The sequence below is a fragment of the Acinetobacter sp. CWB-B33 genome, assembly GCF_039655955.1.
GTDB classification, from domain to species: Bacteria; Pseudomonadota; Gammaproteobacteria; order Pseudomonadales; family Moraxellaceae; genus Acinetobacter; species Acinetobacter bouvetii.
This window is the reverse complement of sequence record NZ_JAGFEU010000001.1, coordinates 28699-50912: the sequence shown is the minus strand read 5'-3', so window position 1 is coordinate 50912 and position 22214 is coordinate 28699. Positions and strand designations below refer to the sequence as shown.

Below are 22214 nucleotides of genomic sequence, written 5' to 3'. Positions count from 1 at the left end.
AGTGTCCTGATTAACGTCGTGAGCGTCTAGCCCACGCGAGTTCAATTTGTTTCATCCGTGTCAGCGATTCCAACACAAGGTTACGCAAGTGTCGACAAAAATCTTCCATAAATAAAGCAGCTTGTTGTGACTTTCTGATTAAAACTGCATCGCTTACCAGCTTAAACAGCTCTGAAGATTCCTGAAGCTCACGGCGCGAGATATTTAAGGTTAAAAAATAGCTGCGGCGCAACGACGGCAGCAGTTCTTGATAATAGCGCATCAAGTACGGATTGCCGACCATTTCATGCTGGCGCGCCATGCTTTGAAAGATCAAATCATAAAATTTTTCGGTATGGCCTTGGCTGGTTTCAATATTTAATTGTTCTAATAGCAGCTGAATGCGCTCGGCTTCATGGCTGCGCCACGTTTCAGCCATGCGGTGCACAATTTGCCCCAGCAGCAAGGATGCCATATCAAAAAGGGAACGCACTTGCATCGCTGACATTTCAGAAACAATCGCGCCGCGCCGCGGAAAAATTTCAATCAGCTGGGTGCGCTCTAAAATCAGCAATGCCTCGCGCACAGATCCCCGGCTGACGTCCAGCTCTGAAGCAATGCGCAGTTCTTGAATGCGCTCTCCCTCCACCAGTTCGCCGCGAATAATCTGCTCACTGATATGCTTGGCGATTTGTTCTGACAAACTTTCCGCATTGTGTGGCTGCATGCTGTTCCCGTCTTGCTTTTATAAAAATGCAAATCTAGATTTCTCCGAATCTGCATTCATTTAAACGGTTTTCCGTCAAATTAAATATGACATTGTCAGACAATCTTATGTCTATAAAGCCAATCCGCAGTTCAGCCTAACGGCTTTTAAAACAGCTGGCTCAGGCCTTGATACATAAAATAGCTGCCTACAGCGGTCAGCAGGCAGGCAAAGCATTTCTTCAGCATCGCTGGAGACAGCATATGCGCCACTTTTGCCCCCAGTTTTGCAGTGATGAAACTCATGACGCTGATGCCAATAAAAGCATAAATATGCACATAGCCAATCGTATTCGGCACAGCAACATCGGCCTGTTTGCCAAACCACATAAAGCCCAAAGCGCCGGCAACCGCAATCGGCAGGCCGCACGCTGCAGACGTCGCCACGGCTTTTTGCATGACAACACCGTGACGGTTGAGATACGGCACAGTCAAACTGCCGCCGCCAATGCCGAAAATAGCTGAGGCGATGCCAATCCCTCCGCCGGCAGCCAGCTGCATTGGAGCAGAAGGCATGCGGCGCTGCGGGTCTACGGCCACACCCGCGCCTCTGAACATTTTGAATGCCACCCAAATGGCAAAGCAGCCGATCAGCAGCTGCAGGCCTTGCCCTGAAAGGTAGTCTGCAATGCCTGCGCCCAGAAATGCGCCCAGCGCCAAACCGGGCGCTAAATTGCGGAACACCTGCCACAGCACTGCGCCTTTTTTATGATGCGCGCTGACCGAACTGATTGAAGTGACAATAATGGTCGCCAAAGACGTACCCAGCGCCATATGCATAATAATTGACGGATCGTAATGCATTTGAGTAAATACAATATACAGAATCGGGACAATTATTAACCCGCCGCCTACCCCAAATAAGCCCGCAGCAAAACCAGCGATTGCGCCGATCAGCAAATATATGATTAACTCCATCAATTATTCCACAACTCTCAGATTCAAATGGATTTAGAGACTCGATTACTGCAGCAGATGCTGAGCGATGCACATCAGCTTCCTGAAGTGCTGCTCTTAAAACCCGTGACCGCATCCACCAACGATGATGTGCGGGAGATTGCGCTCAAAGGCGTACAGCAAGTCCTGGTGACCAGTGTTCGGCAAACGCAGGGGCGCGGACAGCGTCAGCGCCAATGGGTGTCTCCCGAAGGCAACATCTATTTAAGCACATTGCTCAATACCCGAACAGCTATTGACGGCCGTTTAGCGCTGGAAATTGCGTTAAATATCCTGCAAATGCCGAGCCTGCAGCATTTAAATTTACAGGTGAAATGGCCAAATGACCTGTACAGCGCAGCTGGAAAATGGGGCGGCATTTTAATTGAGCCCTTGAATGCTCATCAGGCGGTCGTCGGTGTCGGACTGAATGTGCTGCCTTTGCCTAAAGAAGGGATAGATCAAGCCGTAACCTCACTGACAGAACTGGGCTTGACTCGATTTGACCGCATTAAACTGACTGCAGAACTGTATCTGGCGATTCAGCAGGCCGGTGAATGGTTCAATCATGACAGCTGCAATTTGGCGGCCCGCTTCAATCATTATGCGGCCTTTAAAGATCAAGCGGTCGAAATTGAACATTTGCAGGGCATCAGTCAAGGCATTTTCCTCGGCATCCGCAATAACGGCGCTATAGAAATCCGCAATCAAAACGGCATTGAACACTTTTTTCAAGGCCGCTTGCGCAGAATCGGCGCATTGGATCAGTGATTTAGAGATTCTGACATGAAGAATTTATGGCTTGATATTGGCAACACCCGCCTGAAATATTGGATTACCGAAAATGGGCAAATCATTGAACAGGCGGCGGAACTGCATTTGCAGTCCCCTGCAGAGCTGCTGCTGGGTTTAATTCAGCATTTTAAAAGCCTTGATTTGCAGCGTGTTGGTGTTTCCTCGGTGCAGGACAAAAAAAACAACGACCGCATTCAGAAAATTCTCAAGTTTTTGCAGATTCCAATTGTCTTTGCCAAAGTGCATGCAGAATTTTCCGGCCTGCGCTGCGCGTATGAAGACACCGCTAAATTCGGCATAGACCGCTGGCTGCAAATGCTGGCAGTGGTGCATGATCCGCAGCAGAAATACTGTGTGATCAGCTGCGGAACAGCATTAACCATTGACCTGACCAATGGCTTTGAGCATTTAGGCGGCTATATTCTGCCAAATTTGTATCTGCAGCGGGATTCCCTCATCCAAAATACCAAAGGCATTAAAATTCCAGATGCATCTTTTGACGAACTCAGCCCAGGGCGCAACACCATTGATGCGGTGCATCACGGCATCTTGCTCAGCCTGCTCAGCACCATTGAAAAAGTCATGGATAAATACCCCAGCAAACTGATTTTAACCGGCGGCGATGCGCCATTATTTGCTCAATATCTGCAGCGCTACCAGCCTGAAATTGAAACAGATCTGCTGCTGAAAGGCTTGCAGGTTTATATGCAGGCTTTACCGGTCTCTAAAAACTAAATATTTTGCCTTTTGCAGAATAATGCATTCCCGCATTTTTCTGCATTCAGCCAACCGCGTACCCTTCGAGTCAGGAAAAGATTGACCAAGGCCTGCTGTTAAGCCTTGGCGCATTTTTCTAATCTTCTATTCAGCAGCATGGCCAAAGGCCCGTTTCAAGATGACAATAAGGGCTTTATCAGCTCCCAAATTTCATGAAACTCGCTATAGCCGTCTTTACGCATAAAATGCCCTGCTTTTTTCACCTCAAAACATTGCGCGTTTAGCAAATGGCTTAACTGCAGCGTCAATGGCGGCGGGACAATCGGGTCATTGGAAGACAATAAGCTGAAGGCCAAAGGCATAGAGGTCTGCAGTTTGACACTGTCTAATTTCGCAGATGCAATAAATTCATTTAATTCAGGTATCGCCGATAAAGGCGCAATAAAACCTGAAACAAAAATACCGGCCTGAATATTTTTTGCAGCTGTCTGAAAATGCTGAGTCAAATAATGCAGTACAGCTGCACATCCTAGGCTATGCGCAACAATAATGGTGTCTTCATTCAAATGCGGGATTTGCAGTGCGAGAGACTGCTGCCAGGCGGCAAAATCAGGCTGGCTGGATTCCGGCAGCATCACCCGCTTGGAAAAATGGCCGGCAGCGTGCACTTTCCGGCTCAGCCATGGAAACCAATGGTCATTCGGAGAAGCTTGGTAACCGTGCACAATATAGACTTTTTTTTGTTTCATATTATTCATGTTCGCGTTTTTCTTATGTATTACTGGCTGCCTCTTAAAATAGCATGAGACCAGATGCATGAATATGACCTGTTTTTATATGCTTAATGGATAAATCTATCTATATTTTGTGCATTTTCCATTGAAATCAACATAGGCATGAATAAAAAAAAGGCGTATAAAACGCCTTTTTTTCACTTACCGCATCATCATTTATTTTTGGTCTTTGCCGCCGAATAGCGGACCCATGCCGCCGCCGCCGCCAAACTGCTTCTGCATATTGCCCAATGATTTCATCATTTTTGCCATACCTGACGGATTGGCAAACTTCTTCATCATTTTCGCCATCTGCGCATGCTGCTTAATCAGCTTATTCACTTCCACAACATCCATTCCGCAGCCCGCTGCAATGCGCTTTTTACGGCTTGGGTTCATCAGATCTGGGTTACGGCGTTCTTTGATGGTCATCGACTGGATAATCGCTTCCATCTTTTTCACTTGCTTTTCAGGATTCGCTTGCGCCAGCGCATCTTGAATCCCGGCATTGCTCATGCCAGGCAGCTTATCCAGGAAGCCCATCATGCCGCCCATTTTATTCATTTGCTCAAACTGCATCAGCATATCTTCAAAGTTGAAGCTGCCGCCTTTTTGCAGTTTTTTCGCCATTTTCTCGGCTTTTTCTTTGTCGATTTTACGTTCAACTTCTTCGACTAAAGACAGCACGTCACCCATACCCAAGATGCGCTGCGCAACGCGTTCCGGATGGAATGGCTCTAAGGCATCCAGCTTTTCGCCCATACCCAGGAATTTAATTGGCTTGCCTGTGATTGCGCGTACTGAAAGCGCCGCGCCGCCGCGGGCATCACCGTCAGTTTTAGTCAAAATCACACCGGTAAGCGGCAATGCATCATTAAAGGCTTTGGCTGTATTGGCAGCATCCTGCCCCGTCATGGCATCGACAACGAATAAAGTTTCAGTTGGCTTGATGGCCGCATGAAGCTCTTTAATTTCGTCCATCATTTCATCATCGACATGCAGGCGGCCTGCGGTATCGACAATCAAGACATCAGCAAATTGAATTTTCGCCTGTTCAATGGCACGGTTGGCAATCGTAATCGGTTTTTCATCGGCACTTGATTCAAAGAAAATCGCGCCAACTTCGCCAGCAACAGTCTGAAGCTGCTTAATGGCGGCTGGACGGTAAACGTCAGCAGAAACCATCGCGACTTTTTTCTTTTGACGTTCTTGAAGGAAACGCGCAAGTTTTGCCGCAGTGGTGGTTTTACCCGCACCCTGCAGACCGGCAAGCAAAATAACCACCGGCGGTTTGGCAGCAAGGTCAAGGCTTTCATTGGCCTCGCCCATCATTTTGGTCAGTTCGTCATGGACAATTTTGACAAACGCCTGGCCTGGCGATAACTGAGTCATCACTTCCTGACCCAATGCTTCTTCCTTAACTTTCGCGATAAACTCACGAGTTACAGGCAACGCCACATCGGCTTCAAGAAGCGCCATACGCACTTCACGCAACGTATCTTTAATATTGTCTTCGGTTAGCTGCCCAGAGCCAGTAACATTTCTTAAACTCTGCGTGAGTCGTTCTGTTAAGGTATCAAACATTGCAAAATCCGCTTAAAATGGTTGTTGCAAAAAAATCTTTCTTAAAATAGAAAATTTATGCATAGAATGCTATAGGATACTGTAGTTCGCATCGAATTTACATCTCTGAATTTTCATCATCCTGAAAAAGGTTTGACATGATTAGCCTGCCCTTGGTTTACACAATTTTAGCATTAATCGCATACACCACGTCTTTTTGGTATTTGTTTATGCATTTGATGTCTAAGCGTGTTCCCAATCACTGGTTTGTCGGTGTAATTTTAAGCTTAGGGCTGCTGCTGCACGCCGGCGTCTTGTATAACGATATGCTGACACCTGCAGGCGTGAACTATAATGTGTTTAACATTATGTCCTTCACGTCCGCCCTGATGCTGCTTCTCAGCATCTTATTCAGCACCTACCGGCCAGTCTTGCCGCTGGCTTTAATCGGCATTCCTGTGGCGGCCACAGGACTGATCCTCGGCTTCGCATTCAGCAAACACGATTTATTCATTTCACAGAATTCATTCGGCCTCGACCTACACATTATTCTGTCTTTATCCGCCTATGCTATTTTGCTGATGGCCACGATTCACGCCGTGCTGCTGTGGTTCCAAGACCGTGAATTAAAAAACAAGCAAAAGCGCCGTGTTTGGGTCAACTTGCTGCCTCCCTTTCAAGCCATGGAGTCACTGCTGTTTGATATGCTGATTGCCGGTTTTGCGCTGCTGACTTTCGCCTTAGGCTTTGGCTTCTTTACCATTGACAATTTCTTTGGGCAGCATTTGGCGCATAAAACAGCGTTCAGCATCGTGTCCTGGTTTGTATACGGCGCCTTGCTGATTGGGCATTATAAATTTGGCTGGCGCGGTCAAAAAGCCATCCGCTTTACCATTATTGGATTCTTTTTATTGGCTGTTGGATTTATTGGTTCTAAATTTGTATTGGAAATGATTTTAAACCGCTAAATACAAAGGTGCGTCTATGGAAAAAGTCTGCCCGTTTATCCTGCGAAAAAATACAGAACTTCAAACCGAGCTGCTGGTTTTTCAGCATCCGCTGTCTGGCATTCAGCTGGTCAAAGGCACGCTGGAAGAGAATGAGCCGGTTGTTGATGCGGCCATTCGGGAGCTTTTTGAAGAGTCCGGCATTATAAGAACGGCTGATCATTGCACCTATATCGGCCAGAAACCGATTGCGTCTATGTCATGGCATTTTATTGCGGTTGATATTCAGGATCTGAACTTAGCGGAACAATGGCAATATCAAACCTTAGATGATTATGGCCATGTCTTCAGCTTTTTCTGGATGGCTGCGCCGTATCTGCTGGACATGGATGCCAGCCAAATGCATCCTAAATACCTGGATGCAATCCGCTATATTTTGCGCAGTCAATCCATACCTTAGCCTCAAACAGGCCAAATGAATTTAGGCACAAGCTCCTGCTTATTTCCCATATTGCAAACACCACAGCATAACCGCCTCAGCCTGACAAATACCGCGGCTACAGCGGTTCAGCCGCTATTTAAAATAGACTTCATAATTAATGACGGAAGTGAATTTTCCGGCATTTACCGGCTTTTTCAGAAACAGTACGCCCGCTTCAAAGTTTTTACTCAGCTGCGTTCCTGTACTGTAGCCAAAATCAACCGTGTCATTTAAGCTCAAAGGCGCGCTGTTTCCTGATTCAAACAGGCGGATTCCCACCACATCTTTCATGCCTGTTTCTATGGCAGTGACCGTTTGATCATCCACTTTATATGCCGAACTGAACACGCCAACAAAAGGATATTTTGCGCAGTCTTTGCCATTGGTGGTGACATTAATGGTAAATGGTGTTTTCCTTAGAACGGTATTTAAATCCTGATAAGCATAGTATTTGCCCAAATCCACACTCTGCGTGCTCAGCACAGGGACACATTCCACATAATTGATTTGAACCCCGCTGACTTTTTCCTGAAAATTGCCGTTGCCGTTGCGCCCGCCAATACCGTCCAGCTGGAAAACATCATAGTTTTTCACCGTTGCAGGAAAATTGCTGCCTGAACCGCGCGCCTTAATATATAAAGAATAGGTTAAGGTAATGGTTTGAGGATCTGCACAACGCTTTGAACTTGACCAATTATTTTTACCAATCAAATTACAATTTTGAGAAGCTCTTGAGGTAGACCAGTAGTTATCTGATTGATAGCTGAGCGCGCGCTTGCCGGTCGCGATTTTATCGGTGGTTTTTGTAATGGGGTATTCTTGGCCATTAAAACGGATGCCCATAATTAAATTAGAGTTGCCAAAATCGGTCGCTAATTTTTTCGCAGCGTCATCGACATATAAATAAGCATCTTCACTGGAGTTGGTCGTTGCATCATCATAACAGGTAAACGTCGATGAATAAGTTTGCGACTCCCACAATAATGCATTGGTTGCACTATTAAAACTGGTGACCGTAATGGTGCCGACATTTGTAGTATTGGTGGTATTTTTTGCCGTATCAATATTAAAATTGCTGGTCGCCTTGCCGCCGGACAGGCAGCGCATAGCCGATGCGCTTTGCGCAGCGGTTAAACTGATGGCGATTAAAAATGCATTCAAAAACAGCGGAAGCCATTTGCTCTTCATTTAGATTCTCCAGCTTCACATGCTAATGCCAGTTCATCGTAACCAATATCACGGCTGCTGAGCTGCGGTAAAGTAAAATGACACTGCTGGTTTTCAGCACTGCCCCATTTTGCGGTCAAAACCTGCCCTGACTCAACATTGGTCAGGTAAGCCTGGCCGTTCAGTCCCACAAGGCCATAACGGTTAAGGCCTTGCACATCGCTGATTTCCGTGCCGGCCGCTAATTCACGGCCTTTATAATTCAAATTGACCAGCAAGCTGTGGCCTGTCTTCACATCAAATTTTACTTTCACAATCGCATATTTAGTAGGAACAATATCATTCTTCACCAATTCATCAATAAAGATATTTTGCCCTAAATCTTCCGCCTGCAGCGCCACACGGTTTTTTGCATAAGGATTGCTGCTGCTGATAATAGCATAGCCATGCTTATCCAATTTTAAACCGGTTTGATTTTCAATACGGATATTGCTGGCGCCTTTGGCTTCAATCAAAATCGGCGAATTATACATTTGCTGCCCGAAGACTGCCCCATGGGAATGCACAAGCAGGCCGCCGCTCACCCCAGCATACAGCTGCCGGTATTGATCAGCATAAGCATATCCGACATTGGCATTGCCTTTGACTCCCCGATATGCTGCATTCACATTAAAATGATCGCCGCTTTTTTCAGAATGCCCCGCCAGCAACTGCGTTTGCAGGTTTTTATCCTTCAAAAAGCTTGCAGACAGCGCGCTTTGCAGGGTTGCGCCCGAGCTTTCAGAATAGAGCGCGCTGTTATTGGCAATAACATCATGCTGCTTAAAGGATTTCGGCGTATCAAGCGGCAGGCTCAAATTCAGCCCAACCGAATAGTCGGAACCGCTGAAGAGGCTTTTGCTGTTTTGATAATACAGGCCATAGGTCAAACGATGAATATTGTTATTATAGCCAATCTGCCAATTGTGCTGATTGTATTCCTTTTGCCAAAACTGAGTATCGGACACATTGGCATACAGCTGGCCCCATTTGCCAAGACGCTGATTCAGTGAAATTTGATACTGAGTTTTTCTATTGAAAAACACAGGCGAATAATAGGAATGTGTTTGAATATCAGCAGAATTTGCGGGGTCATTTACTGCCGATGAGTTTTGGTACTGATACTCATACGCGCCGTTCTGCCACTGCGCTTTTTCTTGTACGGCGTCTGCAAAGCTGAAATATTGCTCACTGTAATGAGACCCGGTCAGGTGAATATCAGTTCCCAGTGTATTGATGGATTTTGCATAGTTCACACGCACAGCTAAGCCGTCTTCTTGGCGGCCGCTGAATAAGGTATTGCGGGCATAGCTCAGGTCGGCAGAAACAGCGCCCCAATTTCCCAATGACCACGCTGTGCCGCCTGCAACGGAGTGATAATCCTCTGCAGCCAGCACGCCTGCATACGGCGTCAGAAAATTGTTTAAACCCAGCGTATAGGTCAGCTGGCCAAAATACGGCAGCTCCGCGCCTGAACCGCTGCGGTATTGCCCAGCAGTGATCTGATATTTATGCTGTCCAGCGCGCACCATATTCGGTATAGATGCATACGGCTGCGTATAAGTGCGGACGGAACCGTCACTTTCAATAATTTTGATTTCCAAATCGCCGCTGTCGTTCACGCCAGATAAATCGGCGATTTCAAAATTGCCCGGCGCAACATTCATGCTGTACACCAAGTAATTATTTTGACGGATTTCGACCAGCGCATTGCTGCGCGCGGTGCCGCGGATCACTGGCGCATAGCTTTGCAAGCCGATTGGCAATTGCGCCTCATCACTGCTGAATTGCAGGCCGCGGAAATTAATGCTTTCAAAAACATCGCCGCGGGTATTGGCATCGCCCAATTCCAGGCGCGCCTTTAATGGAATAATGTCGCGTTCAAGCTTATTGATGGCATTGTCCCAAGAGGCAGACTGCCCCGTGCTCTTTAAAAAGCTGCTCTGATTGCGGTAACGCCACGCGCCCCAGTTAAAGCCGCCGTTCAGTAATAGGCTGCTGTTGCTGGTATCCGGGCCTGACTGGCTTTTATAGGTATTGGTATTGGCACTGTAATTTAAGATCAGCGCATTGATGCCCTGATCATACAGCTTCGGTGAAATATAGCCGCGCGCATTCTGCTGTAAAAAAACCTGTGGAATGGATAAATTCAAGGTTTGCAGGCCCGCATCAAAATTCAGTTTTGCGCCGGATAATGCCGTCAGGTCATAACAGGCCGTAGATGGCTGCGCATCCGTTTGAGTGTCTAAAAGTATTTGATAGTCTTCAATAAAACTGGCATCAACACAAGGAACAACATCCTGATCTTTTTGATAGAATTTTACTTTTCTTTTTTCTATGCGCTGATTATTCAGATAAATGCTGAAATCATAATCACCCGGCAAAATGCTGTAGCCTTTGGTGACAGCATCAAAAACCACTTGGTCGGTAACATCTTTAAGAAATGCTGTATTGAACGCTGAATCTTCTGCCTGTGTATTTAATGCAGCAAGGCTCAGACTAAGCAAAGACAGTTTTAAATAATGCAAGTTCAAATCCAACTGCAGGTCAAATCATTATTTCAAAATAACTTCGGGCATCTCAACATTGCTGCCATAGTCATTGATATAGGTAAATTTAAAGCTTTTTACATTTTCCGGCACGTTGCGCAGCACATCAATGCTTTGGAATGGCGGCGCCATATCCTGATTCATATGGGTGATCGGCTGGCCATTTTTGCCTAAAGCCAAGTCACCGATCGTGATAAATAACGGGCTATTATTTTTCAGCTTCAATGTGCCATGTTCAACAGACCACTGAAGTTTTTTCACGGCTGCCGGCAAATCCGCTTCAATTTGCTGCGGACGGTAGAATAATTTGAGTTTTGAACGCACTGCCAGCTGTAAAGTGTTTTCTTCTTCCGGCTTTGGCGGTATTTCCTGCACATTGATCCAAACTTGGCTTTCCCGGTCTGTCGGCAAGCCTGAACCCGAATAAATGAATCGTAAAACAGACTCTTTTTGCGGTTCAATTTTGATTAATGGCGGCGTCACAATAAAAGGCACCTTAGCTGAAGCTGTTTTATCTTCACCAGCTTCAAGCCAAGTTTGCACAATATAAGGTTTAGACGCGTTATTTTTCAGATTTAGCGTGGCAGCTTTGCTGTCACTGTGATAAATCACGCGGCTAGCCATGGCCTGAATCGCAGCATTGCTTGGCGATGCAAACGCAAGGCCGGATAAAACAATGGCGAATAACGATGGATTCAGGCGCATGACAGTTCCTCAGGGTGCTAAATTATTTTTGCTGCAATGTAATGCTTACAGTTGCGTCTGCTTTACCTGCAGTCACAGCACTGCCAGTCGCTTGATAGAACGCCTGCAATGGCAAAGTTCCTGCAGCAGTTGCGCCAGTGCCAGACGCAGTTAAAGCAGCGTTAGAATCAGCACCGACTACTGTATTTAAATTCACTAAATTTGATGTACTGTTTGCGTTTGCAATTGCAATGCCGACACCTGTTGCAGCTGATGCTTTCAGCAGCTTAGCGTTCGTTGCATCTGCAGTGCCTGCAAAGTTAACTTGATAGTTGCCGGCAACACAGTTGGCTGCGTCAATTGTAAAATTTGCTGGAGTTGATTTATCGCCAGCTGCTTTAAACATAGACGTTGGCCATTTGCCTAAAACAACTTCATTGCTGCTGCTGTTGTTGATTTTAATATCACATGCGGCATTCACAATTTCACCAGTAAAGTTAATTTGACCCGCAGCAAATGCTGAAGTTGTGAAAGCCAATGCTGAAACTGCTGCGAATGCCAAAGAAATTTGTGTTTTCATTTACTTAACCTAAAGATAATCAATAATTTTTTTCCGCTTATTGCGGGGCTTACTAAAATATGACCACAAACACAAAGGAAATACAAAATGTGACATATCTTACATTTTTTGGATCATAGCAGAAAAAAAACATTTGAAAACTCTTTTTATATATTTTTTGTAAACAAGACAGGGAAATATCAAAGAAACAGCTCAAAATCGCTTAATTAAATATTCAATATATTGTTTTTATTATATTTATTAATGAGCAACATTATTAACAAAAAAAAACATATTCTATTGCTTAAAATATATTTCGAAATTTTACTTAAAAAAAAGAAACACTTAAGCTATTGAAAGCAGATGAGTTATGAAAAATGACGCTATTTATAGTTTATTTCAAGATTTAAGGCTTTTTTTTCAGGAAGTTGCTTTACATTTACCGCAAAAAAAGTGGACCGTATTTCGGCCTGCTGCTGCAGGTAGGATTGCATTTCTACAGCCGAAGGATCTTCTGCCTTTATGCGCTCAACAAGGTTTGCAAATTGATTTTCTAAAACTTCACATTTTTTTTCATTGTCAGAATAATTTAAATCACATGTGTTTTCATAAATTTCCCCATTGAAATTCAGATTAATCGCTTCTTGAGCAAAAACAACTGAAGCTGCACACACAGATATCAAAATTATTGCGATATTTTTTAACATGACATCGCCCCTGTTTATTTTCTTTTATAATTTTTATAGCACAGCTGCTCAATCCGTTATTCTTCTTAATTATCAAAAAAATCAGGGATTGATAACTTAATCACATACTGCGCGATTTTAATTTTCAATTGATCATCCTGTGTGCAGGGACACCCATATTTTATTTTTCAGTGACAACCGCCCTTTAAGACAACAGCCTCTATGCATATGCCATTTATTGTAAAAAACTTAAATTAATCATGAAGTATAATTAAACAAAATTAGCAGGATAGCCAAATTTAACCCCTGTATTGGCTATCAAGGCTAAAAGCCTATTTGCCGAAAAATTCCCTGCAGAATCGCTTTTATATGATAATTTTTAACGGCTTCAGCAGTCCGCCCTATGGCCAAGCCAATTAAAATAATAATTCCTGCCTGAATATTCTTTTTAATAATTTTATTTTAATGGTCTCATTTTGAAAAATAACCTTTGCTGCGCATTATAATATGCCGCAGCTCTCCGTCCCGATTATATGCTGTTTCATATTATCTGCCTGTTCTATAATGTCTGAATGCGACAGGCTGCTCATATATTGACAGTATCTGCCTGCGATATTAAAGCGCTTAAACCATAGAATAAAAGCAATTTGCGCTAAACTAGACAAGTACAGGAAAACAACGTATAACTCCGTTTTTCTTCGTACAGGCAATGGCAGTGAAACTTGTATTAGCACCCATGGAAGGCTTAACCGATCCAATTATGCGCGATGTGCTGACATCCGTCGGGAGCTTTGACTGGTGTGTCACTGAGTTTATTCGGGTCACTAATTCTGTCCTGCCCGACCATGTCTATCACTCCTATTGCCCTGAGCTGCTCAATGAGGGGAAAACGGCAGCAGGCACGCCTGTGCATGTACAGTTTTTAGGCAATGATCCTGAAATGCTGGCTGCCAATGCCTTACGCGCGGTTGCTTTAGGCGCGCCTGCTATTGATATGAATTTTGGCTGTCCTGCAAAAACGGTGAACCGCCACCGCGGCGGTTCGGTGCTGCTGGATGAACCCGAAGTGGTCTATGAACTGGTCAAAGCTGTGCGCGATGCCGTGCCGAGCCATATTCCGGTATCAGCCAAAATGCGCCTAGGCTATATGGACCGCAATTTCACGATGGAAAATGCCCATGCCATTGAAGACGCTGGCGCAGCATGGGTTACTGTGCATGCCCGCACCAAAGCGGACGGCTATACTCCACCCGCCTTTTGGGATCAGCTGCGCCCCATCCGCGAAGCATTGAAAATTAATGTGATTGCCAATGGCGAAATTTGGAACAATGCCGATGCCAAGCAGTGCCGGCTTGAATCAGGCTGTGAAGATTTAATGATTGGCCGCGGAGCTGTGACCACACCGGACATTACCCAATGCATCCGCCAAAATAGTGATGATGCGCTGATTACATGGAATGAGCTGATTCAGCTGCAGATCCGCTTTTTAAACGGCACATATAAAAAAGAAATGAATATGGTGGGACGCTATAAGCAATGGCTGGGCATGATGTCTAAGCATTATCCTGAAGCGAAGGCGCTGTGGGATGAAGTGAAGAAAGTGAAGCCTTTAGATGAGATTGTGCAAAAACTGCAAAGCCATCAATAAATATCTGAAAAGCCCTTTCTCAAAAGGGCTTTTTCATCTATAGCTGAATGTCCAGATCAAATGCTCTAAGCAAAGTCAGCCTGCAGCAAAAATTCAATTTCGTCCGCCGAAAATTCTTTTGAATAGGATGACGTCGGGTTTAAGACCAAAATTGCACCTTGCGTCATTTCCAATAATTTTCTGGCAGGCATGCTCAGAAAAGGTTCACCTGCACCTAAATCGGCACGAATCGTTTCAGATGATAAAAAGAATGGGATGGCCTGCTCGCCATGTTCTGTTTGCAGCATGCGGAATTGAATGCGGCCATTGGCCTGCGCTAGGCCTAGACAGTAAATGTCTGAAAGCAGCAATTGCTTCAAAAATGCAGGCGTGTTTTCAGGATTTCCGGCAGCCTGCTGAAAAAGCGCGTCTAAATGCAAATTGCTCATCATGTTGTTCTTATTGAGTTGCTTTTATTTTGCAGAGCATCATAGCAAAAGTGTTCAAAAGTACAACTGCTGTCAGCAGGCTTAACTATTCACTATGTATGCATATTTTAAACCATTTCATTTTTCTGCCTTAGGTTTTCCACATGGGTCCGATTGGTCTTCCAGGACTTTTCCAGCACTGCTTTTTCAATCCGCAATTGAATCCGTTTCAGCGTCATCGCCGCGGAATCAGCTCTTCACGGAAACCTTTAACATAATCTGTCCATGCGGCGCCGCGGAATACATTCTCAGGATAGAGCTCTTAAATTCACAGTCTGGCATAAACACGACAATCGAATGCATCCATGCCGGCTCAACAAGATCGCTCAAAAGGGTGTGCAAAACTTTTTGATGCTTATAGTTTTGATGCAATGGATTTTGAAACTTAAACGATTTTTTATAAATTTTCTGCGTCCACATTTTTTGACGCGCGCCGCCAAAGATCCAGCCCTTGTAATTTTTGGTTTCAATAACAAAAATGCCGTAAGGGCTTAATAAAATATGGTCAATCTGCGTGGTTTGATTCTGCTCATCAGGCAAGGTCAATCGTTCAATAAACGGTACTTTTCTTTATTCAAATACCGTTTGGCCTGTGTGCTGACGGCAAACTCCCCTATTTTTCCTTTCAGAAAAGGCGTAAATATTTTGAAGAGGCCAGCAGCAGCAAACAGTAAAATCAGCCACCATAGCTGCGAAAACAGCGGGGAAAAAATTTGCGCTATATTCATTCAATCCAGTTCATATTATAGTTTTAATAAAAAATAATATAAACTGACTGAGTTCATAAAGCTTCTAATTTCAATAGAATATCCTTATTTTCCAGTCCGCCGGCAAAGCCCACCAATTTTCCATTCGCCCCCACTACACGGTGGCACGGCGCAATAATCGAAATTGGATTTTTACCGTTGGCTGCGCCGACTGCGCGCACCGCTTTAACATTGCCGAGCTGTTCAGCAATTTGCTTATAGCTGCGGGTTTCACCAAAAGGAATGGTCAGCAGCGCCTGCCAAACTTTTTGCTGAAATTCAGTCCCTTCAAAATCCAAAGGCAAATTAAAAACTTGACGTTGACCTAAAAAATATTCATTTAACTGCTTTTGCGTTTCCAGCAAAATTGGATGCTTTTTATCTTCAACCAGCTCTGCCAAACGAACACGTTTGGGGTCTTCATTTTCCCAAAGCACCGCAACAAGTGCTGTGTCATGCGCGACCAATTTCAGTAAACCAACAGGTGAAGCCATTTCCATAAAAGACAATTGCATGCTCGTGATTCATATCGTTCAAGGCGTTTGAAATATAACTCAACTCGATGAAAGTTTCATCAGTACCAGCCCCGAAATAATCAGGACTGCCGCCAGCATGCGCATTGCCGAAGCAGGCTCGCCTAAAAAGAAAATGCCTACGGCAAATGAGCCGACCGCGCCAATGCCTGTCCAAACAGTATACGCTGTACCCAGCGGCAAAGTTTTCATGGCATAAGACAGTAAAGCAAAACTTGCGATCATAAAAACAATGGTCAGCACACTTGGAACGAATTTAGAAAACCCATCAGACACTTTCATAAAGTATGCCCAAACCACTTCCAAAAATCCTGCAACAAGCAATAAAACCCAAGCCATATCCTAAACCTAATCTAATTTTCAGCCACTTAAATGAAAAATCATAAACCTAAAAAAGAGCCATATGGTTGAATATGACTCTTTAGAAACCTCAGTATTAACTTGATGAAAGCTTCATCAGTACAAGGCCTGAAATAATCAATACCGCTGCCAGCATGCGCACCGCAGTCGCAGGTTCACCCAAAATAAAAATACCGACCAGAAATGAACCGACTGCACCGATCCCCGTCCAAATGGTATACGCCGTTCCCAGCGGCAAAGTACGCATGGCATATGCCAGCAGGCCAAAGCTTAAAATCATAAAAAATAAGGTGATAATACTTGGGGTGAGCTTGGTGAAACCTTCGGACATTTTCATGCTGTATGCCCAAACGATTTCAAAAATGCCCGCAAAGATAAGAAGAATCCAAGCCATGATATCTGCTCCAAATTTAAATTAGAGTCAGGCCGTCCTGACGGATTTTCTCAAGAGATGAGGCTTTAGATTAAAACTCAAAAATGAGGGAGGTCGTTCCTCCTTATAATGGTGCAATCATAGCGAATTATGATTTTTTTTGGGGCAATTTTTACAACTTATGACCAAAAATAAACCTATAAAAAATAGGACTTTAAAATTTCCTCTTAAAGTCCTATGGTTACAATAATGATAAATACTTATTTCTTAAAACTTAAAGCGCACACCTGCGCCATACAGCCAGCCCTTTTCAGAATCTGACTGAACCTGCCACGATGTTTCATCATTGCCCTTCGAATATTCATAGGCAATGTCGAGATACGGCATGACTTTTTTACTGATCTCATAACGGGTTTCCAAACCAGCGGTGACATTGCTCAATCCTGCTTTTTTGGCATATTTAGAGTCATCACTGAAGATTACATTCAGGTCTAAATACGGCTGCACAATCAGCTTTTGTGTGATCAATAAATCTCGTTCCGTCTCAAGGCTAAAACCGGCATAACTGTCCTCACCGGCATAGAGATAAGCATCGGTTTCAAAGAAATACGGCGCCATGCCATGCAGGCCAATTACCGCATCAACATTTTCTTCAGTGTCTTTATGCCGATGATCAAGTTCGACTTTTTCACTTCGATAACGTGCGCCGATTTGCGCATCCCAAAAATCTGAAATCATGCGGCTATACAAAATTTTGGCATCATAATGCGCGTCATGTGACTCTTGTTTTTCCGCATGCACTTTAATGAAAACTTTGTTTTCATCTGTCCCGATGCGGGTTTCAAGCTCGGACTTTAAAGCGCCGGCGCCATCTTCATTCACCAGCCATTTATTATCGACCGTGGTCACTGCATAAATCTGTGCGCCATGCTCTTTGCGGTGATCATGCCCTTGATGCGCTGTTTCAACCGATGCCGATGCAGGTGCCGAATGAGTTATATGGTCTTGCACAGGCTGCGCTTCAGGAACACGTTGTACTGCAGGGGCAATGTGCTGTGAATGATCCATTTCGTCATGCTTCATATCAGCATGATTCATTTCTGTATGGTTCATTTCTGTATGGTTCATCTGCTGGTGATTCAGTTGAGAATGATCCATCGGCATAGCTGTAGTGGTCGCTTTTGCACCATGATCTTCACCATTATGCGCAAAACTCACCGCACTGATCATCAGCAAAGAACTGCTTAAAACACTTTTAGAAAAAAGATTAATGATGTGCATGCTGATCTCCTTTCTGAGCATTTTTTTCCTGCTGTTTTTCTGTGGCATCTTGCTGCTGATCTTTTGCAGGCTGTGACTGCTGATGATTCATATGCGCCATCATCTGCATATGCTGTTCGTGCGCTTGCGCAGAATGCTGTGAATGATCCATCTGCTGGCTCATTGCCGAAGTCTCTGTTCCTTTTTTGACAGGTGAATGATGGCCGTCATGCGCCAGGCTAAACGTACTCAAACCCAAGACTGCAGCAGAGAAAACCGCTTTCAATACAAAATCAGTGATGTGCATGTTCAGCCCCCTTTTGCTCAGCTGCCGGTGTGGCTTCCGTCATTTTTGCTGCACTTTGAATGGGCGCTGTCGAAACTTTTCCATCAGTAACATTGGCAACAATCAGCTTGTTCATCATACCTGCACTCATGTGATATAGCAGGTGGCAATGAATTGCCCACTCCCCCAATTCATCTGCAGTCAGTAAAGCCGTCACGGTTTTGCCCGGCGGCACAATCACTGTATGCTTATTGGGCATATCCGCCGCAGGCTGGCCATTTTCCAGCTGCATAAACATGCCGTGCAGATGCATGGGATGCGCCATCATGCTGTCATTGATAAATTTGATTCGGATACGCTCGCCATACTTCACTTTCAGCGGTTCAGCATCACTGAATTTCTTGCCGTTGATGGTCCAGATATAGCGCTCCATCGTGCCGCCCAGACGGATGACCAGTTCACTGGCCGCTGCGCGGGTATCCGCTTGAGGATGTAAAGATTTTAAATCACTGTATTGCAGTGCTTTATCACCTTCTGGCGTAGAGGCATTGGCCCAGCCATATGCAGGCTGATCATTTTTCTGCGGCATATGCTGTGAATGATCCATGCCTGACATTGCTTCATGATTCATCTTTGAATGATCCATGCCTTGCATCGCGTCATGATTCATCTTTGAATGATTCATGTCCTGCATTGCATCGTGATTCATTTTCGTATGATCCATATCTGGCATTGCATCATGATTCATCTTCGAATGATCCATGCCTTGCATTGCATCAGGAGTCATCTTCGAATGATCCATGCCTTGCATATCTCCATGCCCCATATCTTCCATCGTCAGCAGGGAGCGCGGACGCGGTGCAGGCATGTGAATGCCGTGAGTCATTGGATTCAATTCATTGTGCAGCGTGCCCACAGCAAAGCCTGAACGGTCAATGGATTCCGCCTCTATCTGATAGTGCCCGGTTTCCGGTGCAACGATCACATCATAGGTTTCTGCGGTGCCGATGCGGAACTCATCCACAGGCACAGGCTTAACCGGCTGACCGTCCGCGCTGACCACCGTCATTTTCAGGCCGGGAATGCGCACATCAAAAAAAGACATAGCCGAGGCATTAATAAAACGCAGGCGGACTTTTTCGTTCGGCTTAAACATGCCTGTCCAATTCTGTTCAGGCGTTTTGCCATTGATCAGGAAGGTATAGCCGGTGACATCAGACAGATCCGTTTTCAGCATGCGCATCTGATTCCACATTTTGCGGTCAGCCCATGTGGCTTTCAGCCCATCCCGCTGGACTTGTTTCCACACATCGCCCAAGGTTTCACGCTGATTTTGATAGTACTCTGCAGAAATTTTCAGATTTTTCTGAATCTGATCGCTGCCTTGCTCATGAAAATCCGACAGCATCACCACATAATCACGCTCAGTTTTTTCATGCGGCGCCAAAGGCTGTTTCCCTTTCGGATAAATCACCAAAGCGCCGTACAGGCCATCCTGCTCCTGCCCTTTAGAATGCGCGTGATACCAATAAGTACCGCTTTGACGCACCTTGAATTTATAAACAAATTCTTTATTTGGCCCAATGCCGTTGAAACCGTTAAAGCCCGGCACGCCATCCATGATGCCTGGCAGCAGCAGGCCATGCCAATGGATGGAAGAGTCTTTATTTTTCAGATGATTCTTGACCCGGATCACTGCATCATCGCCTTCTTCAAACTCTAAAAGCGGAGCAGGAAATTGACCGTTTACGGTAATCCGAGTGAGCGCTTTGCCTGTGACCTGAACTGTGCCCTCGTCAATAATGAGCGAGTATTCTTTCACAGCAGCATACAGCGCTGTAGACGATATGAAGCAAACACCTGCAAGCAGGCTTTGACTGAATGTACTGGACATAACTTAATCCTGATTTTTTAAAGGGACTTTGAGATAAAAGTGTTCTAAAAAACGGATTAAGCCTTAGGAGGGCGCAGCAGTTCCTGCCAATGGCCAGGCAAATACTGTGCAGTGTAGGTAATATTGGGCTGTTCAGACGCCAGCTTCAATTCAGGCAAAGAAAACTGAACGGCATGCATTTCTAAAGAAAGCGAGGCAATTTGGCAGTGCCACAAGGCGCAGTCAGCACATTGCATGTTACTGCCCATAGGAGCGGGATTGGTCTGGCAATGCTCTGAAGCCTGAAGCGGCGTCTTGCCTTGATGGCAATCCTGCATTTGCATATTGGACGCGGCTGAGCCGGAAGAAGCCTGTTGCGCCACGGCATGCGGGGCAGCTGAATCATGCTTCGCCATCACGCCATGAGGCGCAGAATGCACCGGTACTGTTTGCATGTGAGAAACAGCGGCCTGCGCATTATCAGCCTGAGCATTCCTCAACTGCGGCGCTTCGGACTGAGCGCTGCTGGCTTCAACGGCTTGGCTCATCATCAGCAAGTGAATCGGCTTTTGCACAGCAAAGGCAACACTGCTCCATCCGATGACCAATGCCATCAGAAAAGCGAAGCTGGTATACCGCCGCATGAGTTTCAGCAAGCCTATTCTGCCTTCTGCATAAAATGAGAATCCGTCAATCACTGCATCAGCTGTTGCCCGATGAGCAATTCTGCCAATTATTTTGCAGTTTTCCACATCCCCTGATGTGCCTTTCCATCATAAAGAACTGCGCACTTATGCACAACACCCTAAATTTATCCGCGAAACGGTTTTTTCTTTTTTGGCAAATCATTTTAAACAATGCAGTTATATTTTAAGCAGCGCCTTTTTTAAGCAATGCTGAATAAACAATCAATAATTCAAACACTTTAAAACAATAAAAATGGCTCAAGTGAGCCATTTTTATACAAATAAAGTCTAATTAATAACCCGTTGATACACTGTTGTTTATTCTTTATTCAAGTTATCCATATAGTTATCGACATAGATATCCATACGTTTATCCATAAAGTTATCCACAGTCTGTATCGGATTTATTCATAACGGCTTAAACTTCCACTGCACCAGCTTTTGCCAATTCAGAACGCATTTCATCAATCACAGCTTTATAATCCGGCTTGCCGAAAATTGCTGAACCGGCAACAAACATATCTGCGCCCGCCTCTGCAATTTCACGGATATTGCCGGGCCCTACACCGCCATCCACTTCCAGGCGGATGTCACGGCCTGAAGCATCAATAATTTTTCGCGCTTGACGCAATTTCTCCAGCGTCATTGGAATAAATTTCTGACCGCCAAAGCCCGGGTTAACACTCATCAGCAAGATTTGATCGACTTTATCCAAAACATAGTCCAAATAATGCAGCGGTGTTGCAGGGTTGAAGACCAGACCCGCTTTCGCGCCGCCAGCTTTGATCAGCTGCAAAGAACGGTCAATATGATCTGTCGCTTCCGGATGGAACGTAATAATATCCGCACCCGCTTCCAAAAAATCGCCAATCATGCGGTCGACTGGCGACACCATCAAATGCACATCAATCGGCGCTTGAATACCGTATTTTTTCAAGGCTTTGCACACGCCTGCACCAAAAGTCAGATTCGGCACATAGTGATTATCCATCACATCAAAATGCACAACATCTGCGCCTGCCTGCAGAACATTGTCCACTTCTTCACCTAAACGGGCAAAGTCAGCAGATAAAATGGAAGGCGCAATTAAAAATGGCTTGGACATGATGAACCTGGCTATGGAGAAGTAGTATTTTTACAGTATAGCAAAACTGGCTGATCGGCGCTTGCCTGCTGCTGCGCATTGCCATGATAAATCTTAAGGCAAGAATGCTGGCCGCATCATGAAAAATAAGATTTAATATCAAGGATGTATGCTCAAAAAAAGAGGCTGAACACGATCCATCAGCCGCAAAATTGCTTTTAAACACTGCGCTGCAATTTTTGAATAGGCATCTGCAGA

23 protein-coding genes and 1 pseudogene are annotated in these 22214 nt (G+C 45.0%); 5 read left to right on the top strand and 19 right to left on the bottom strand.

Going from position 1 to position 22214, the window contains the following annotated elements:
- Positions 1–10: 10 nt before the first annotated feature.
- Together JZ784_RS00265 and JZ784_RS00260 are read right to left on the bottom strand one after the other, a co-directional pair.
- Positions 11–706, bottom strand: coding sequence for a GntR family transcriptional regulator (locus JZ784_RS00265; protein ID WP_005011897.1), 696 nt, complete (start codon positions 704–706; stop codon positions 11–13).
- Between the two features lie 146 nt (positions 707–852).
- Positions 853–1662, bottom strand: coding sequence for a sulfite exporter TauE/SafE family protein (locus JZ784_RS00260; protein ID WP_346313397.1), 810 nt, complete (start codon positions 1660–1662; stop codon positions 853–855).
- Between the two features lie 27 nt (positions 1663–1689).
- Here JZ784_RS00260 and JZ784_RS00255 point away from each other — a divergent pair, with 27 nt between their 5' ends.
- Positions 1690–2451: a biotin--[acetyl-CoA-carboxylase] ligase gene (locus JZ784_RS00255; RefSeq protein ID WP_346313396.1), complete on the top strand. Its 762-nt coding sequence runs from the start codon at positions 1690–1692 to the stop codon at positions 2449–2451.
- 15 nt (positions 2452–2466) lie between these two features.
- A complete protein-coding gene (locus JZ784_RS00250; RefSeq protein ID WP_346313395.1) occupies positions 2467–3210 on the top strand; it encodes a type III pantothenate kinase in 744 nt (247 codons plus the stop codon).
- Between the two features lie 155 nt (positions 3211–3365).
- Here the strand turns inward: JZ784_RS00250 and JZ784_RS00245 are convergent, their stop codons facing one another.
- Positions 3366–3950, bottom strand: a complete 585-nt coding sequence (locus tag JZ784_RS00245; RefSeq protein WP_346313394.1) for an alpha/beta hydrolase — start codon at positions 3948–3950, stop codon at positions 3366–3368.
- A gap of 192 nt (positions 3951–4142) precedes the next feature.
- Positions 4143–5549, bottom strand: coding sequence for a signal recognition particle protein (gene ffh, locus JZ784_RS00240; protein ID WP_346313393.1), 1407 nt, complete (start codon positions 5547–5549; stop codon positions 4143–4145).
- A 137-nt stretch (positions 5550–5686) separates the two neighbouring features.
- Between ffh and ccsA the strand changes: the two genes are divergently transcribed.
- A complete protein-coding gene (gene ccsA / locus JZ784_RS00235) occupies positions 5687–6496 on the top strand; it encodes a cytochrome c biogenesis protein CcsA (RefSeq protein WP_346313392.1) in 810 nt (269 codons plus the stop codon).
- Positions 6497–6512: 16 nt separating this feature from the next.
- Positions 6513–6935, top strand: a complete 423-nt coding sequence (locus JZ784_RS00230) for an NUDIX domain-containing protein (protein WP_346313391.1) — start codon at positions 6513–6515, stop codon at positions 6933–6935.
- 114 nt (positions 6936–7049) lie between these two features.
- Here the strand turns inward: JZ784_RS00230 and JZ784_RS00225 are convergent, their stop codons facing one another.
- The 5 genes from JZ784_RS00225 to JZ784_RS00205 all read right to left on the bottom strand — a co-directional run bounded on the left by JZ784_RS00225 (position 7050) and on the right by JZ784_RS00205 (position 12661).
- The gene (locus tag JZ784_RS00225; protein ID WP_346313390.1) at positions 7050–8144 is read right to left on the bottom strand and encodes a hypothetical protein; all 1095 of its coding nucleotides are present in this window, start codon (positions 8142–8144) and stop codon (positions 7050–7052) included.
- Positions 8141–10690 carry a fimbria/pilus outer membrane usher protein gene (locus JZ784_RS00220; protein ID WP_346313389.1) on the bottom strand — a complete coding sequence of 850 codons (2550 nt, stop codon included), beginning with the start codon at positions 10688–10690 and terminating at the stop codon, positions 8141–8143. Before JZ784_RS00220 ends, JZ784_RS00225 begins: the two co-directional genes overlap by 4 nt.
- A gap of 27 nt (positions 10691–10717) precedes the next feature.
- On the bottom strand, positions 10718–11416 hold the full coding sequence (locus JZ784_RS00215; protein WP_346313388.1) for a molecular chaperone: 699 nt from the start codon (positions 11414–11416) through the stop codon (positions 10718–10720).
- Between the two features lie 22 nt (positions 11417–11438).
- Entirely contained in the window at positions 11439–11975 is a 537-nt protein-coding gene (locus tag JZ784_RS00210) for a fimbrial protein (RefSeq protein WP_005011914.1), read from the bottom strand.
- 362 nt (positions 11976–12337) lie between these two features.
- Complete coding sequence (locus JZ784_RS00205) at positions 12338–12661, bottom strand: hypothetical protein (protein WP_346313387.1); 324 nt, start codon at positions 12659–12661, stop codon at positions 12338–12340.
- Between the two features lie 694 nt (positions 12662–13355).
- Here JZ784_RS00205 and JZ784_RS00200 point away from each other — a divergent pair.
- Complete coding sequence (locus JZ784_RS00200) at positions 13356–14288, top strand: tRNA-dihydrouridine synthase (RefSeq protein ID WP_346313386.1); 933 nt, start codon at positions 13356–13358, stop codon at positions 14286–14288.
- 65 nt (positions 14289–14353) lie between these two features.
- On the opposite strand, the gene JZ784_RS00195 is transcribed toward JZ784_RS00200, so the two are convergent.
- The 10 genes and pseudogenes from JZ784_RS00195 to rpe form a co-directional block, all read right to left on the bottom strand.
- On the bottom strand, positions 14354–14719 hold the full coding sequence (locus JZ784_RS00195) for an SseB family protein (RefSeq protein ID WP_346313385.1): 366 nt from the start codon (positions 14717–14719) through the stop codon (positions 14354–14356).
- Between the two features lie 104 nt (positions 14720–14823).
- Positions 14824–15483 (bottom strand): annotated as a pseudogene (locus tag JZ784_RS00190) (nuclease-related domain-containing protein).
- 53 nt (positions 15484–15536) lie between these two features.
- On the bottom strand, positions 15537–16016 hold the full coding sequence (locus JZ784_RS00185; RefSeq protein ID WP_346313384.1) for a methylated-DNA--[protein]-cysteine S-methyltransferase: 480 nt from the start codon (positions 16014–16016) through the stop codon (positions 15537–15539).
- Between the two features lie 39 nt (positions 16017–16055).
- The gene (gene sugE, locus JZ784_RS00180; protein WP_346313383.1) at positions 16056–16373 is read right to left on the bottom strand and encodes a quaternary ammonium compound efflux SMR transporter SugE; all 318 of its coding nucleotides are present in this window, start codon (positions 16371–16373) and stop codon (positions 16056–16058) included.
- A gap of 97 nt (positions 16374–16470) precedes the next feature.
- A complete protein-coding gene (locus JZ784_RS00175) occupies positions 16471–16788 on the bottom strand; it encodes a multidrug efflux SMR transporter (RefSeq protein WP_005011931.1) in 318 nt (105 codons plus the stop codon).
- A 246-nt stretch (positions 16789–17034) separates the two neighbouring features.
- Positions 17035–18048, bottom strand: a complete 1014-nt coding sequence (locus JZ784_RS00170) for a copper resistance protein B (RefSeq protein WP_346313382.1) — start codon at positions 18046–18048, stop codon at positions 17035–17037.
- Positions 18035–18334 (bottom strand): hypothetical protein, encoded by a 300-nt coding sequence (locus JZ784_RS00165; protein WP_346313381.1) that lies wholly within the window; start codon positions 18332–18334, stop codon positions 18035–18037. Before JZ784_RS00165 ends, JZ784_RS00170 begins: the two co-directional genes overlap by 14 nt.
- Positions 18321–20207: a copper resistance system multicopper oxidase gene (locus JZ784_RS00160; RefSeq protein ID WP_346313380.1), complete on the bottom strand. Its 1887-nt coding sequence runs from the start codon at positions 20205–20207 to the stop codon at positions 18321–18323. The genes JZ784_RS00165 and JZ784_RS00160 overlap by 14 nt, the downstream gene beginning before the upstream one ends.
- Before the next feature lie 56 nt (positions 20208–20263).
- The gene (locus JZ784_RS00155) at positions 20264–20830 is read right to left on the bottom strand and encodes a hypothetical protein (protein ID WP_346313379.1); all 567 of its coding nucleotides are present in this window, start codon (positions 20828–20830) and stop codon (positions 20264–20266) included.
- 460 nt (positions 20831–21290) lie between these two features.
- Positions 21291–21977: a ribulose-phosphate 3-epimerase gene (rpe, locus tag JZ784_RS00150; RefSeq protein WP_130147570.1), complete on the bottom strand. Its 687-nt coding sequence runs from the start codon at positions 21975–21977 to the stop codon at positions 21291–21293.
- Positions 21978–22214 lie beyond the last annotated feature (237 nt).